Annotated in this window: 16 protein-coding genes and 1 pseudogene; 8 read left to right on the top strand and 9 right to left on the bottom strand. The window is 71.1% G+C overall.

Annotated features, from left to right (window positions below):
- Positions 1–22: 22 nt before the first annotated feature.
- Positions 23–913 carry a helix-turn-helix transcriptional regulator gene (locus Q5762_RS20790; protein WP_315893679.1) on the bottom strand — a complete coding sequence of 297 codons (891 nt, stop codon included), beginning with the start codon at positions 911–913 and terminating at the stop codon, positions 23–25.
- A gap of 53 nt (positions 914–966) precedes the next feature.
- Here Q5762_RS20790 and Q5762_RS20785 point away from each other — a divergent pair, with 53 nt between their 5' ends.
- Both Q5762_RS20785 and Q5762_RS20780 read left to right on the top strand, forming a co-directional pair.
- Positions 967–2,481: an MFS transporter gene (locus Q5762_RS20785; protein WP_315893678.1), complete on the top strand. Its 1,515-nt coding sequence runs from the start codon at positions 967–969 to the stop codon at positions 2,479–2,481.
- Between the two features lie 25 nt (positions 2,482–2,506).
- Positions 2,507–3,010, top strand: a complete 504-nt coding sequence (locus Q5762_RS20780) for a GNAT family N-acetyltransferase (RefSeq protein ID WP_315893677.1) — start codon at positions 2,507–2,509, stop codon at positions 3,008–3,010.
- Positions 3,011–3,122: 112 nt separating this feature from the next.
- Here the strand turns inward: Q5762_RS20780 and Q5762_RS20775 are convergent, their stop codons facing one another.
- The gene (locus Q5762_RS20775) at positions 3,123–3,326 is read right to left on the bottom strand and encodes a DUF6243 family protein (RefSeq protein WP_315893676.1); all 204 of its coding nucleotides are present in this window, start codon (positions 3,324–3,326) and stop codon (positions 3,123–3,125) included.
- 263 nt (positions 3,327–3,589) lie between these two features.
- On the opposite strand from Q5762_RS20775, the gene Q5762_RS20770 reads away from it, so the two are divergent.
- Both Q5762_RS20770 and Q5762_RS20765 read left to right on the top strand, forming a co-directional pair.
- Complete coding sequence (locus Q5762_RS20770; protein WP_315893675.1) at positions 3,590–4,624, top strand: aldo/keto reductase; 1,035 nt, start codon at positions 3,590–3,592, stop codon at positions 4,622–4,624.
- 33 nt (positions 4,625–4,657) lie between these two features.
- The gene (locus Q5762_RS20765; RefSeq protein WP_315893674.1) at positions 4,658–5,242 is read left to right on the top strand and encodes a TetR family transcriptional regulator; all 585 of its coding nucleotides are present in this window, start codon (positions 4,658–4,660) and stop codon (positions 5,240–5,242) included.
- Positions 5,243–5,318: 76 nt separating this feature from the next.
- On the opposite strand, the gene Q5762_RS20760 is transcribed toward Q5762_RS20765, so the two are convergent.
- Positions 5,319–6,701: a glycine--tRNA ligase gene (locus Q5762_RS20760; protein ID WP_315893673.1), complete on the bottom strand. Its 1,383-nt coding sequence runs from the start codon at positions 6,699–6,701 to the stop codon at positions 5,319–5,321.
- Positions 6,702–6,876: 175 nt separating this feature from the next.
- Between Q5762_RS20760 and Q5762_RS20755 the strand changes: the two genes are divergently transcribed.
- From Q5762_RS20755 to Q5762_RS20740, 4 genes are read left to right on the top strand one after another with little or no spacing between them, the layout of a single operon-like run.
- On the top strand, positions 6,877–7,881 hold the full coding sequence (locus tag Q5762_RS20755) for a metal ABC transporter substrate-binding protein (protein WP_315893672.1): 1,005 nt from the start codon (positions 6,877–6,879) through the stop codon (positions 7,879–7,881).
- Positions 7,882–7,904: 23 nt separating this feature from the next.
- Entirely contained in the window at positions 7,905–8,675 is a 771-nt protein-coding gene (locus Q5762_RS20750; protein ID WP_315893671.1) for a metal ABC transporter ATP-binding protein, read from the top strand.
- 10 nt (positions 8,676–8,685) lie between these two features.
- Positions 8,686–9,582: a metal ABC transporter permease gene (locus Q5762_RS20745; protein ID WP_315893719.1), complete on the top strand. Its 897-nt coding sequence runs from the start codon at positions 8,686–8,688 to the stop codon at positions 9,580–9,582.
- 48 nt (positions 9,583–9,630) lie between these two features.
- Positions 9,631–10,053: a transcriptional repressor gene (locus tag Q5762_RS20740; protein ID WP_315893670.1), complete on the top strand. Its 423-nt coding sequence runs from the start codon at positions 9,631–9,633 to the stop codon at positions 10,051–10,053.
- A gap of 76 nt (positions 10,054–10,129) precedes the next feature.
- Here Q5762_RS20740 and Q5762_RS20735 read toward each other — a convergent pair whose 3' ends face one another.
- From Q5762_RS20735 to Q5762_RS20710, 6 genes and pseudogenes are all read right to left on the bottom strand, one after another.
- Positions 10,130–10,648 carry a YcxB family protein gene (locus Q5762_RS20735; protein ID WP_315893669.1) on the bottom strand — a complete coding sequence of 173 codons (519 nt, stop codon included), beginning with the start codon at positions 10,646–10,648 and terminating at the stop codon, positions 10,130–10,132.
- A gap of 29 nt (positions 10,649–10,677) precedes the next feature.
- Positions 10,678–11,502 carry an isoprenyl transferase gene (locus Q5762_RS20730; RefSeq protein ID WP_315893718.1) on the bottom strand — a complete coding sequence of 275 codons (825 nt, stop codon included), beginning with the start codon at positions 11,500–11,502 and terminating at the stop codon, positions 10,678–10,680.
- 18 nt (positions 11,503–11,520) lie between these two features.
- Positions 11,521–12,270, bottom strand: coding sequence for a DNA repair protein RecO (gene recO, locus Q5762_RS20725; protein ID WP_315893668.1), 750 nt, complete (start codon positions 12,268–12,270; stop codon positions 11,521–11,523).
- 69 nt (positions 12,271–12,339) lie between these two features.
- Positions 12,340–13,416, bottom strand: a pseudogene (locus Q5762_RS20720) (S8 family serine peptidase).
- 371 nt (positions 13,417–13,787) lie between these two features.
- Positions 13,788–14,003, bottom strand: coding sequence for a hypothetical protein (locus tag Q5762_RS20715; protein ID WP_315893667.1), 216 nt, complete (start codon positions 14,001–14,003; stop codon positions 13,788–13,790).
- Positions 14,000–14,248, bottom strand: a complete 249-nt coding sequence (locus Q5762_RS20710; RefSeq protein ID WP_315893666.1) for a hypothetical protein — start codon at positions 14,246–14,248, stop codon at positions 14,000–14,002. The genes Q5762_RS20715 and Q5762_RS20710 overlap by 4 nt, the downstream gene beginning before the upstream one ends.
- Between the last annotated feature and the right edge of the window lie 73 nt (positions 14,249–14,321).

Genomic DNA, 14,321 nt, shown 5'->3' with positions numbered 1-14,321 from the left:
CCCGCACCGCCGCCGTGATCCGTCAGTCGTTTCGCCCACACAGCTCGTGCAGGCGTTCGAGCCCCTGGCGGGACTCCTCGTCCACCGGCACGTACGTCACCAGACGCGGCCCGGAGGCCGGTCCGAGCCAGACGTTGGTGTGCTCCAGGTGCAGGGTGCCGACATGGGCGTTGCGGATGAACTTCGTACGGCCGCTCTGCGCCACCACCTCGTGCCGCGCCCACATCTCCCGGAACTCCGGGGAGGCGTCCTCCAGGCGGTGCAGCAGCGCCTTCCAGGCGGGCTCGGCGAGGTGCTCGGCCATCGAGGCGCGGAGCTTGCCCGCCATCGCGCGCGTGACGTCCGGCAGCTCGGCGACGGAGGCCCGCCACTCGTCGTTGGTGAAGGCCAGCCAGATGCAGTTGCGGTCCTCGCGCGGCAGCGCGTCGAGGTCGCAGAGCAGCCTGCCGTAGGTGCGGTTGTACGCCAGGATGTCGTAGCGGCTGTTCTGGATGCAGGCGGGCAGCGGCTCCAGCTGGTCGAGCATCGCGCGCAGCGCGGGCGTGACGGTCGGGCACGGCGACTCGGGGTGCGGGTCGGCCTCGCCGCCGAGGGCGAAGAGGTGGGTGCGTTCGGTCGGGTCGAGCTGGAGGGCGCGAGCGAGGGCGTCGAGGACCTGCGGGGAGACGTGGATGTCCCGCGCCTGCTCCAGCCAGGTGTACCAGGTGACGCCGACAGCGGAGAGGTGCGCGACCTCTTCGCGGCGCAGCCCGGGGGTGCGGCGGCGCCGGCCTCTGGGCAGGCCGACCTGCTCGGGGGTGATCCGCTCGCGGCGGCTGCGCAGGAAGGCGGCGAGTTCGTGCCGGCGGACGTCGGTCCGGGTGGTGATCGCCGTGTCTGTCGCGGACTCGGGGGGCGCCGCCATCGTCGTCATGCTCCCAGGGTGCCGGGGCGCTCAGCCCATTGCCAGGTACTGCTGGTACCAGGATGAAGAAGCTCTGGTACCAGGCTGGCGCAGGGCCGATCGTCGATACCGTGCCTCCTACAGCCTCTCCCGCCTCTCCGGCCGTATCCCCCACGTCGACTGCCGTGCGGACCGGCGCCGTGGCCGATCACCCGGCTCCCGGCCTCGGCCCCCTCGGACTGTTCACCGTTCTCCTCGGCGCCGCGCTGCCGCTGATCGACTTCTTCATCGTCAACGTCGCCCTGCCGACGATCGACCACGACCTGGCGGCCGGACCGGCCATGCTGGAGCTGGTCGTCGCCGGGTACGGACTCGCGTACGCCGTGCTGCTCGTCCTCGGCGGGCGGCTCGGGGACCTCTTCGGCCGCCGCCGGCTCTTCCTCGCCGGCATGGCCGCCTTCGGCCTGACCTCGCTGGCCTGCGGGCTCGCGCCGGACGCCTGGACACTGGTCGGGGCGCGGGTGGCACAGGGTGCCGCGGCCGCGCTGATGCTGCCGCAGGTCCTCGCCACCATCCACTCCTCGACGGCGGGCGCGCGGCGCGCGAAGGCGCTGAGCCTGTACGGGGCGACCGGCGGGCTCGCGATGGTCGCCGGCCAGATCCTGGGCGGGGTCCTCGTCGCGGCCGACCTCTGGGGCAGCGGCTGGCGGGCGATCTTCCTGGTCAACGTGCCGGTGGTGGTGGCGGGTCTGCTGCTCGCGGTACGGACCGTCCCGGAGACCCGCTCGGAGCGCCCGGCGCCGCTCGACGTCCTGGGCACCCTGCTCCTCGGGCTCGCGCTGCTCACGCTCCTCGCCCCTCTTACAGAGGGGAGGGCGGCGGGCTGGCCGCTGTGGACCTGGGTCGCGCTGGGGATCTTCCCGTTCGCCGCGGCGGGGTTCTGGTGGGTGGAGCTGCGGGCGGACCGCCGGGGCCGTACGCCGCTGGTGCCGCCGAGCCTGTTCGCCCTGGTCTCCCTGCGCCGGGGGCTCGCGCTGTTGCTGCCGTTCTCGCTCGGCTTCGGCGGCTTCATGTTCGTGATCGCGGTCGCCCTGCAGCAGGGGCTGCGGATGAGCGCGGTGGTGTCGGGCCTGGCCCTGGTGCCGATGGCGGTGGCCTTCTTCGGGGTCTCGCTTGCGGGTCCTCGGCTGGTACGGCGCTGGGGCGCCCGGGTCGTCACGGCGGGCGGCCTCGTGCAGGGGCTCGGCATCGCCCTGCTCGCCCTGACGGCGTGGCGCTCCTGGCCGGACCTCTCGGCCTGGAGCCTGCTGCCGGGGGTGGCCCTCGCGGGCCTCGGCCAGGGCCTGCAACTCCCGGTCCTGTTCCGGATCGTCCTCTCCGAGATCCCGGCGGACCGGGCGGGCGTGGGCAGCGGCGTCATGGTGACCACCCAGCAGTCGGCCCTCGCGCTCGGCGTGGCGACGCTCGGCTCGCTCTTCCTGTCCCTGTCGGCGACCGGCTCGATGGGCACGGCGCTGACGGTGACGCTCCTGGTCCAGCTGGCGGCCGTCCTCCTGACGGTCTGCCTGAGCCTGCGCCTGCCGCGCACGGTGAACTGAGCACCTGTGGGGGCAGAGTAGGGGCATGTCTACGTACGAGACGATGTCGTTCCACCTGGAGACCGAGCGGCTGATACTGCGGCCTTGGGCCGAGTCGGACGCCGCCGAGTTCTGCGCCCTCCTCGCCGAACGCGGCAAGGGGACCCCCACGGTCGAGCACATCCGGACGTCCATCACGGAGCTGCTCACCGCGACGGAGAGCACCGGGATCGCCCTGCTGCCCATCCAGCGCCGCGACGAAGGCGACTTCATCGGCTACTGCGGGCTGATCATCGGCCGCTCCACCGTGGAGGAGCCCGAGATCGCGTACGAGTTGTTCCAGCGCGCGCATGGGCACGGCTACGCCACCGAGGCGGCCGGCGCGGTGCTCGATGCGGCTGTCGCGACCGGGCGGAAACGGCTCTGGGCGACCGTCGGCGCCTGGAACACACCGTCGTTCCGCGTCCTAGAGAAGCTCGGCTTCGAGCGGGATCACGTCTCCACCGAGGACAGCGGTGAAGTGGTCTGGCTCACCCGCTCGTTGCCGTGACGCGGGGGCGCGCCGCTGGGGTTCATGCTCACGTGTCCGCGTCGCGAACCGCATCGGCGTGGGCCCGGGTCACTGTTCGTGACCCGGGCCCACGTCGTCGTAGCGACTGTGACTACTCCTCGCCGCCCGTGGTGGTGGCCGAGGTGCTCTCGGAGGCCTCCGCCTTCTCGCGCATCTTCTTCAGCAGCTCGGCCTTCTGGTCGGCGGCCGCCTTGCGGTCGGCGTTGCGGCCCTGAACGGCGCCCTGCTGGTCGGCGCGGGACAGCTTCTTGCGCTGTCCGCCGACGCCGAGGAGGTTGTTGCGGCCCTTGGCCATGGGTGGTTCTCCCATCAGTGAGAAATGCGGTGGTCAATCGGCTGGCGCTGCACGGGACTTCAGCCCCGCGGCGCTCTCACTCGTAGATCTGGAAGAACGAATACATGGGCCCGACGCTACCTCGCCCGCCGGGACCCGGGCACGTCGATTTCCGGCGCGGTGCACCCCACCCGATCGAGTGAATGACAAACATTGAAATCTGTCAGCCGTCATGTCATAGTTGTCATGCGCCACCCTCCGCCCCACCTTCCGAGGAGACCCCCATGACCTCCGCCCGCACCCTCCCCACCCGCCGCCTCGGCACCACCGGCCCCCAGGTCTCCGCCCTCGGTCTCGGCTGCATGGGCATGTCCGCGCTGTACGGCGGGAGCGACCGCGCCGAGTCGATCGCGACCATCCACGCGGCGCTCGACGCCGGCGTCACGCTCCTGGACACGGGCGATTTCTACGGGATGGGGCACAACGAGCTGCTGATCAACGAAGCCCTGCGCACCGCCCCCGCGGCGGCCCGGGAGCAGGCGCTGACGAGCGTGAAGTTCGGCGCCCTGCGCACGGTCGAAGGCGGCTTCACCGGCTATGACGGCCGCCCCGCCGCGGTGAAGAACTTCGCGGCGTACTCCCTCCAGCGCCTCGGCACCGACCACATCGACATCTACCGGATCGCCCGCGTCGACCCCGACGTCCCGATCGAGGAGACCGTCGGCGCGATCGCCAAGCTGGTCGAGGCCGGGCACGTCCGGCACATCGGCCTCTCGGAGGTCGGCGCGGACACCCTGCGCCGGGCGGCGGCCGTCGCGCCGATCGCCGACCTCCAGATCGAGTACTCCCTGATCTCGCGCTCCATCGAGGAGAAGATCCTGCCGGCCGCGCGCGAGCTGGGCATCGGCGTCACGGCGTACGGCGTGCTGTCGCGCGGCCTGATCAGCGGCCACTTCTCCCGTGACCGCGAGCTCGGCCCGGGCGACTTCCGCGGCATGAGCCCCCGCTTCCAGGGGGACAACCTGCACCGGAACCTGGACCTGGTGGACCGGCTGCGCGCCCTCGCCGAGGCCAAGGGCGTGACGGTCGCGCAGACCGCCATCGCCTGGGTCCTGGCGCAGGGCCCCCGGCACGGCGCGGACATCGTGCCGCTCGTCGGCGCCCGCCGCCGGGACCGGCTCGCGGAGGCCCTCGGCGCCCTGGACGTGACGCTGGACGACGCCGACCTGGCCGCGATCGAGGAGGCTGTCCCGGCGGGCGCGGCAGCCGGCGAGCGCTACCCGGCGGCCCAGATGGCGCACCTGGACAGCGAGCACTGACCTGCGGGTTCGACTGACAGGTACTGTCATCTCATGCCCACCGAGACCCTCACCGCAGAGCGCATCCTCGAAGCCACCGAGGAGGTGCTGCGGCGCTACGGCCCGGCGAAGGCGACGGTCGTGGACGTGGCCCGGGTCCTCGGCGTCAGCCACGGCAGCGTCTACCGCCACTTCCGTACGAAGGCGGCGCTGCGGGAGGCGGTGACCGAGCGGTGGCTGAGCCGCGCCGAGGTGATGCTCGCCGAGCTGATCGCGACCTCGGGCGAGCCGGCCGCCGAGAAGCTCCGGGCCTGGTTCGCCGCCCTCTTCGAGGCCAAGCGGCACAAGGCGGGCGACGACCCCGAGCTGTTCGCGACGTACGGAGTGCTGATCGACGAGGCCAGCGGTGTGGTCGAGGAGCACATCGAGGTCCTGATCGGACAGGTCCGCGAGATCGTCGAAGAGGGCGTACGGAGCGGGGAGTTCACCACCCCCGACCCCGCCGCCACGGCCCGCGCGCTGTTCGACGCGACCGGCCGCTTCCACGACCCGATGTACGCCCCGGAGTGGCGACGCCCCACGATCGAGGCCGAGTTCGACGCGGTCCTCGACCTGCTGCTGCGCGGACTGCGCGCGTAGCTCCCGTACGTACGCCGAAGCCCCCGGCTCCTTCGAGGAACCGGGGGCTTCGGCGTGCGAGCGGTGCGACCGACCGTCAGCAGCCGAGCAGGCGGCTGCCCAGGTAGCCCTGGATCTGGTCGAGGGAGACGCGCTCCTGCTTCATGGTGTCGCGCTCGCGCACGGTCACCGCGTTGTCGTCCAGGGTGTCGAAGTCGACGGTGACGCAGAACGGCGTACCGATCTCGTCCTGGCGGCGGTAGCGGCGGCCGATGGCGCCGGCGTCGTCGAACTCGATGTTCCAGTTCTGCCGCAGGTCGGCGGCGAGGCCCTTGGCCTTCGGCGACAGCTGCGGGTTACGGGACAGCGGCAGGACGGCGACCTTGATCGGCGCGATGCGCGGGTCGAAGCGCATCACGGTGCGCTTCTCCATGACGCCCTTGGCGTTCGGGGCCTCGTCCTCGTTGAAGGCGTCGAGCATGAACGCCAGCATCGTCCGGCCGACACCGGCCGCCGGCTCGATGACGTACGGGGTCCAGCGCTCGCCGGCCTCCTGGTCGAAGAACTGCAGGTCGTTGCCGGAGGCCTTGGAGTGCGCGCTCAGGTCGTAGTCGGTGCGGTTGGCGACACCCTCCAGCTCGCCCCACTCGCTGCCGCCGAACTGGAAGCGGTACTCGATGTCGGCGGTGCGCTTGGAGTAGTGGGAGAGCTTCTCCTTCGGGTGCTCGAACCAGCGCATGTTCTCCTCACGGAGACCCAGGCCCGTGTACCAGTTCCAGCGCTGCTCCATCCAGTACTCCTGCCACTGCTCGTCCTCGCCCGGCTTGACGAAGAACTCCATCTCCATCTGCTCGAACTCGCGGGTGCGGAAGATGAAGTTGCCCGGAGTGATCTCGTTCCGGAAGGACTTGCCCATCTGCGCGATGCCGAACGGCGGCTTCTTGCGCGAGGTCTGCAGCACCTGGCCGAAGTTGGTGAAGATGCCCTGCGCGGTCTCGGGACGCAGGTACGCGACCGAGCCGGAGTCCTGGGTAGGGCCGAGGTGGGTGGAGAGCAGACCGGAGAACTGCTTGGGCTCGGTGAAGGTGCCCTTGTTGCCGCAGTTCGGGCAGTTCAGGTCGGTGAGGCCGTTCTCGGGGAGGCGGCCGTGCTTCTCCTCGTACGCCTCCTCCAGGTGGTCGGCGCGGTAGCGCTTGTGGCAGGAGGTGCACTCGGTCAGCGGGTCCGTGAACGTGGCGACGTGACCGGATGCCTCCCAGACCTCGGTGGCCAGGATCACCGACGAGTCGATGCCGACGACGTCCTCGCGCGCGGTGACCATGTACCGCCACCACTGACGCTTGATGTTCTCCTTGAGCTCGACACCCAGCGGCCCGTAGTCCCAGGCGGCGCGCTGGCCGCCGTAGATCTCACTGCACGGGTAGACGAAGCCACGGCGCTTGCTCAGGCTGACGATGGTGTCGATCTTGTCGGCGGCCACGGTGCTCTCTTCATTACGACGACGAAGTGCGAATGCTTCAGGTTACCGGCGCGCACACCCCCCGCATCAAATCGGTCCGGCCTCCGCGCGCACGCGGACGGGCGCGACCGAGCGTGTCCGGGAACACAAGTGGGGCAATTGACAATCGTTTCCAACTTTGTTGAAAATGACTGTCATGAACGTACGCCGACCGATACCCACCACCGCCATCGCCGGAGTCGTCACCCTGGGCCTCGTCACCCTGTCCGCCTGCGGCGGCGGGGCGTCCGACGCCTCCGACAAGTCCGCCGACGGCAAGCTCAGCGTCGTGGCGTCGTTCTACCCCATGCAGTACCTGGCCGAGCAGATAGGCGGCGACCACGTCTCCGTCAGCACGCTCACCGCGCCGGGCGTCGAGCCTCACGACCTGGAGCTCAAGCCGAAGCAGATCGGCGAGCTCGGCGAGGCCGGCTACATCCTCTACCTCAAGGGCCTCCAGCCCGCCGTCGACGAGGCGATCCAGCAGGCCGGCGTGAAGAACACCGTCGACGCCGCGACCCTCACCAGCCTGGAGGACCACGGCACCGAGGTCGGCCACGACCACGGCGCGGAGGAGCCCGGACACGAGGGCGAGGAGCCCGGCCACGAAGGCGAGGAGCCCGGCCACGAGTCCGAGGCCGGTGCCGACCCGCACATCTGGCTCGACCCGGTGAAGTACGCCGAGGTCGCCAAGGGTGTCGGCGCCTCCCTGGAGAAGGCCGACCCGGACAACGCCGCCGACTACAAGAAGAACACCGACGCCCTGGTCAAGAAGCTCGGCGATCTGAACACGGCGTACGAAACGGGTCTGAAGAACACCACCACCAAGACCTTCATCACCACCCACTCCGCCTTCGGCTACCTCGCCGAGCGGTACGGCCTGGACCAGGAGGGCATCAGCGGCCTCGGCCCCGAGTCCGAGCCGAGCCCCGCCCGCATGCAGGAACTCCGGACCATCGCGAAGAAGGACAAGGTCTCCACCGTCTTCTTCGAGACCCTCGCCAGCGACAAGACCGCGAAGACCCTCGCCAAGGACACCGGCCTCAAGACCGACGTCCTGGACCCGCTGGAGGGAATCACGGACCGGTCCAAGGGCGATGACTACATCGAGGTCATGCAGTCCAACCTCGCCGCGTTGAAGAAGGCCCTCGGCGCGAAGTGACCCACGCACAGCAGGAGGCACCCGTGAGCGCGCCCGTCACTCCCGTCATATCCGTCCGCGGAGCCACGGCGACCCTCGGCGCGCGCCCGGTCCTGCGCGGCGTCGACCTCACCGTGAACGCCGGTGAGGTCGTCGCGCTGCTCGGCGCCAACGGTTCCGGCAAGTCGACGGCCGTCCGCGCCGTCATCGGCCAAGTGCCCCTGACCGGCGGCACGATCACGCTCTTCGGCACCGAGCAGAAGCGTTTCCGCGAGTGGGCCCGCGTCGGCTACGTCCCGCAGCGCACCACCGCCGCCTCCGGGGTCCCCGCCACGATCCGCGAGGTCGTCTCCTCCGGCCGGCTCTCCCGCCGCCCGTTCGGCTGGATGACGAAGGCCGACCGGGCCGCCGTCGACCGGGCCATCGAGCTGGTCGGCCTCGCCGACCGCGCCAAGGACTCCGTCAGCGCCCTCTCCGGCGGCCAGCACCAGCGCGTCCTGATCGCCCGCGCGCTCGCCTCCGAGCCCGAGCTGCTGATCATGGACGAGCCGATGGCCGGCGTCGACCTCGCCAGCCAGGAGATCCTCGCCGGCACCCTGCGCGAGCAGGTCGCCGGCGGCACCAGCGTCCTGCTCGTGCTGCACGAACTCGGCCCGCTGGAGCCGCTGATCGACCGGGCCGTGGTCCTCCGCGGCGGCTGCGTCGTCCACGACGGCCCGCCGCCGAAGGCCGTCGGCCAGCACGCCCTGCCGGGCCACGACCACGTCCATCCGCACGCGGCCGACGAGCCGCTCCGCACGGGTCTGCTGACCTGAGGAAGCTGACCTGATCATGGAATTCCTCGAACCGGCCTTCATGCAGCGGGCGCTCCTCGCGGCCGTCCTCGTCGGCATCACCGCGCCCGCCGTCGGCATCTTCCTGGTCCAGCGCCGCCAGGCCCTGATGGGCGACGGCATCGGCCATGTCGCGATGACCGGTGTGGGCCTCGGCTTCCTGCTCAACAGCAGCCCCGTGTGGATGGCCACGCTCGTCGCCGTCGCCGGCGCCGTGCTGATGGAGCTGATCCGGACGTACGGACGTACCCGCGGCGACCTCGCGCTCGCGCTGCTCTTCTACGGAGGCATGGCGGGCGGCGTCATGCTCATCCAGGTCGGCGGCGGCTCCAACGCCAACCTGCTGTCGTACCTGTTCGGCTCGCTCTCCACGGTCTCCGAGGAGGACGTCACCGCGATCGCCGTGCTCGCCGCCTTCGTGCTCCTCGTCACCTTCGGTCTGCGCCGCCAGCTCTTCGCGGTCAGCCAGGACGAGGAGTTCGCCCGCGTCACCGGCCTCCCGGTCCGCGCCCTGAACCTGCTCGTCGCGGTGACCGCCGCCGTGACCGTCACGGTCGCGATGCGGGTCGTCGGCCTGCTCCTCGTCAGCGCCCTCATGGTGGTCCCGGTGGCGGCGGCGCAGCAGCTGACCCGGTCCTTCCGCGCGACGTTCGTCCTCTCGGTCGTCATCGGTACGGCCGTCACCCTGACCGGCACGATCACCACCTACTACCAGGACCTGCCGCCGGGCTCCCTCATCGTGCTGCTCGCGATCGGCGTCTTCATCGTCCTGACGGTCCTCGCGGCGCCCCTGGCCAGGCGCCGCGCACGGGCGGCGGAGGCGGCCGCGGCGGCCTGCGACGCACGGGTCCCGCTCACCCGCCGCCCCTCGGACGACGTCACGGTCTGAACAGCCTGGCAGAATGGCTGGGGCAACGGAACTTTCAAGGAGGCCCCTGTGACGACGGCAGGACCGACGGCAGGACCCCCCGTACGCGGCCGCTCGACCAAACAGCGGGCCGCGGTCGCGGCGGCACTGAACGAGGTGGACGAGTTCCGCAGCGCCCAGGAGCTGCACGACATGCTCAAGCACCGGGGCGATTCGGTGGGCCTCACGACGGTCTACCGCACGCTCCAGTCCCTGGCGGACGCGGGCGAGGTCGACGCGCTGCGCACCAGCGACGGCGAGACCGTCTACCGCCGCTGCTCCACGGGCGACCACCACCACCATCTGGTCTGCCGCCTGTGCGGCAAGGCGGTCGAGGTGGAGGGCCCGGCGGTGGAGCAGTGGGCGGAGACGATCGCGTCCCAGCACGGGTACGTGAACGTGGCGCACACGGTCGAGATCTTCGGCACGTGCGTGGAGTGTGCCGCGAAGTGATCTGACGTAACGGAAAGGGCCCGCACCGGAGGAATCCGGTGCGGGCCCTTTCCGTGGCGCGTCTTCGTGCCGCCCGTCAGAGGCGGGTGATGCTCCGGTCCAGGAGATCACGGAGCCGGTCGACGTCGACGGGGTCGGCGAGCCCGCGCTTGGGCAGGGCGGCCACACCGGCCCGCGCCTTGTCGGCCGAGAGCAGGACGAACTGCGTCGGCGTCTCGACGTACCGGGGCATCATCGGCCAGCGGTTGGCCGTCTCGGCGTCGCGCGTGGTCCAGCTGACCCCCTGCTCGTCCACCCGGGCCCGGAACTCCCCCTGCCGTTCGACCATCGCGAACACCTGCCGCGCGGCCAGCCGGGGCGTCAGCGGCCCGAGCACGGCGACGAGCGTCCCGAGCCCCACCATGAGAGCCACCCGCGCCCGGTTCGGCTCGCCCGGGCCGAACAGCTCCAGGGCGACCACCAGGAACGCCAGGACGGCGACCGGAGGCAGCACCCACCGCAACCGCCGGAACATGCCGTGCCGCAGCTGTACTCGTACGGCGTCGACCACGTCGGCCCGCGTCGGTACGTAGACCAGCTCCACGGCCTCGCGCATCTGTCCCCCCACCTGTCCCCCCATCTCCGTCACGTCTTGTTGAGGACGGCCATGTCCGCCGGGTCCACACCGCCGAAGCGGCGGTCGCGGGAGGCGTACTCGACGCACGCCCGCCACAGGTCGCGGCGGTCGAAGTCCGGCCACAGCACGTCCTGGAAGACCATCTCGGCGTAGCTGCTCTGCCAGATCAGGTAGTTGGAGGTGCGCTGCTCGCCGCTGGGGCGGAGGAAGAGGTCGACGTCCGGCATGTCCGGGTAGTACAGGTACTTCTGGAAGGTCTTCTCGTTGACCTTCGACGGGTCGAGCCTGCCCGCCGCCACGTCCCGGGCGATGGCCTGCGCGGCGTCGGCGACCTCGGCGCGGCCGCCGTAGTTGACGCAGAAGTACAGCGTCATGGCGTCGTTGTCGACGGTCTGCTCCTGCGCGACCTGGAGCTCCTGGACGACGGACTTCCACATCTTCGGCATGCGGCCGACCCAGCGGATCCGGATGCCCAGCTCGTTCATCTCGTCACGCCGGCGCCGGATGACGTCCCGGTTGAAGTTCATCAGGAAGCGGACCTCGTCGGGCGAGCGCTTCCAGTTCTCGGTGGAGAAGGCGTAGAGCGAAAGATTCTTCACCCCGAGCTCCAGACAGCCCTTGAGTACGTCCAGGACGACGCCCTCGCCGACCTTGTGCCCCTCGGTGCGCGGCAGCCCGCGCTCCTGGGCCCAGCGGCCGTTGCCGTCCATCACACAGGCGACGTGGTTCGGCACCAGCTCGGCGGGGAGCTTCGGCGGGCGCGCGCCGGACGGGTGCGGCTCCGGGGTCTTGTACTCCCGGATCTTCCGTCCGAGGATTCCGCGTCGTGCGATGGCCATGCGATGGGTCTCCTAGCTCTTCTCTACGTACCGCAGTGAGCGCAGGCCGCGCTCCAGGTGCCAGTGCAGATAGGCGGACACCAGCCCGCTGCCCTCCCTGACGTGACGCGGCTCGCACGCGTCCGCCGTCGCCCAGTCGCCGCTGAGCAGCGCGCTGAGCAGGCCGATGGCCTCCGGAGAGGGTACGACGCTGCCGGGCACCCGGCAGTCGCCGCATATGACGCCGCCCGCCGCGACCGAGAAGAACCGGTTCGGTCCGTGCAGGCCGCACTTCGCGCAGTCCTCGAAGCTCGGCGCGTAACCGTTGACGGCGAGCGAGCGAAGCAGGAAAGCGTCGAGGATCAGATGGGGCGCGTGCTCGCCCCGGGCGAGGGTGCGCAGCCCGCCGACGAGCAGCAGGTACTGCTGCACGGCCGGCTCGCCCTCGTGGTCCGTGAACCGCTCCGCCGTCTCCAGCATCGCCGTCCCGGCGGTGTAGCGGGCGTAGTCGGTGACGATCCCGCCGCCGTACGGGGCGATGGTCTCGCTCTGCGTACAGAGCGGAAGCCCGCGCCCGACCAGCTCGCTCCCCCGGGCGAAGAACTGCACGTCGACGTGGGAGAACGGTTCCAGCCTGGCCCCGAACTTCGACTTGGTCCGCCGCACCCCGCGCGCTACGGCGCGTACGCGCCCGTGACCGCGCGTGAGCAGGGTGATGATGCGGTCCGCCTCACCCAGCTTCTGGGTGCGCAGCACGATGCCGTCGTCGCGGAACAGGCTCATGGCCCCATTCTCCCGTACGACGACGGAGCCCCGGGCCGGTACCCGGGGCTCCGTCGTCGTGGAGGGGGCTCAGTAGCCGCCGGCGTGGACGAGGTGTCCGTAGTAGCGCCCGCTGACGGGCGCGTTCGGGTCGCCGGCGAAGCCGTACGCGGCGGGCTGGGCCGCGGCGTCGGTACGGAGCTTGGCGGCCACCTGGGCCGGTGTCATGCCCGCGCACGGCCCGGTGAGGCAGAGCGCGGCCGCGCCGGCGACGTGCGGCGAGGCCATCGAGGTGCCGGAGAAGACAAGGGTGCCGCCACGGGAGCGCGTGGACTCGATGCACACCCCCGGACCGGCGATGGTGTGGTCGGCGTCCGCGGTGCTGACGGCGAAGCTGGAGAAGTCCGCCGCGGTCTCGTCCTCGTCGGTCCGGCAGGTCGGGGCGGCGCCGCCGCCGGGCAGGCCGTTGAAGTCGGCCATGGCGGTCACGGTGAGGACCTCGTCGAAGGCGGCGGGAGTGTGGTTGGCGAAGTCGACGGCGTCGTTGCCGGCGGCGACCACCATCGTGACGCCGGCCTCGTCGACCACGCGGCAGATCGCCTGGTGCTCCGGGTCTCCGTTGGTGAGCCCGCAGTTGCCGTCGTCGGCGCCGTCGCCGCCGAGGCTCATGTTCGCGACCTTGATGCCGAGCGTGGCGGCGTTGTTCGCCAGCCAGTCGAGCCCGCACACGATGCTGGAGGTGGATCCGCGGCCGGAGGAGCCGAGGACCTTCACCGCCTACAGCCGGGCGCCGGGAGCGACCCCGACCACCTCGTCGCCGTTGTCCCGGGCGGCGAGGGTGCCGGCCACGTGGGTGCCGTGGCCGTTGCTGTCCCGGTAGGACCCGGGCCGCGGCGTCGTGCAGTTGATCCCGCCGGCCACGTTGAGATCAGGGCGCCGGTCGTCGATCCCGGTGTCGAGGATCGCCACCGCCGTGTCGACGGCACCCGTCCCGTCCCCGGCGCGCGTGCTGCTCACGTCGCCCTCGATCCGGTCCACCCCGGTGGGCAGCACCTGCTGGGTGGCCTGTACGGGCAGATCGGGGGCCACGGACTTCACGTCCTCGGCCGCCCGCAGCGCGGCCACCCGGGACTCCGGGACCACCGCCGAGTACCCGGACCAGCGCATGTCGGTACCGGAAGCCCGCCCGCACTCCATGGTCCCGGCCGTGCTCCCGCACGATCGCGTCGAGCCGGTCACGGGCCGAGTCCTCCAACACGACCACGTACCGCCCCTCCGGCTGGGCCGCCGCCTGCGCCCCCGTGAGTCCCCCGCCAGCAACGCCCCCGTCACTGCGGACACCGCAGCCATCCGGTACGCCGGTCTCGCGAACCGGTCTCGTCCCGCCATGCCGAACACCTCGTTCCCTTTCGCGGTCAACGAATTGCGAACTCCGAACGGGTTCGCGGCGACCACGTACCCGGTGCGGCGACGGGCGCGCAGCGCGGGCGAGGCGGATGGACTAACAGACCGCCGGGCGACACGTCACGCGAGCGGGATCAGGGAACCTCGCCGCGACTGCGCGCGTTCGCGTGCGCGGTCGCGGCGCGGAGCCGCTCCGCCGAGGTGGCCTCGCGCACCCCCTCGGGCTCGGCGTCCCACTCCCGCCCGCCGCCGAGCGGCCGCAGCTGGATGTACGGGCCCACGTGTCCCATGACCGTGCCCACACGTCCGGTGCGGATCTCGATGACGTACGACCCGATGGGCAGTTTCATGACCGGCCCCCTTCTTCCCGAGGCGGGAGTACGGCGGCGGCCAGCAACCGCGCCGTTTCCACCGTGCAGCGTCCCAATTCGATGAGCGGCGGCCGGCCCGGGGAGTCGGCGGCGAGGGTGACGGCGTCGAGCCCGAGGGAGGGAAGCACGATTCCCGCCCGTACGAGTGCCTCGCGCAATTCCGCCACCGTCTCGCTCGCTTCTTCGACGGCCCCCGTGATCGACCGCGTGCCTTGTTCCTTCACCAACGCGCCCCTTTCCGAATCCATTTCCCGTTTACCGCACCCAGGGTGGTTCCGGATCCCTAGAATCGATAGA

This window comes from Streptomyces sp. P9(2023) (assembly GCF_032436795.1).
Classification (GTDB): domain Bacteria; phylum Actinomycetota; class Actinomycetes; order Streptomycetales; family Streptomycetaceae; genus Streptomyces.
Note: the sequence above shows the minus strand (reverse complement) of the source record. Positions and strands in the feature narration are given on the sequence as shown.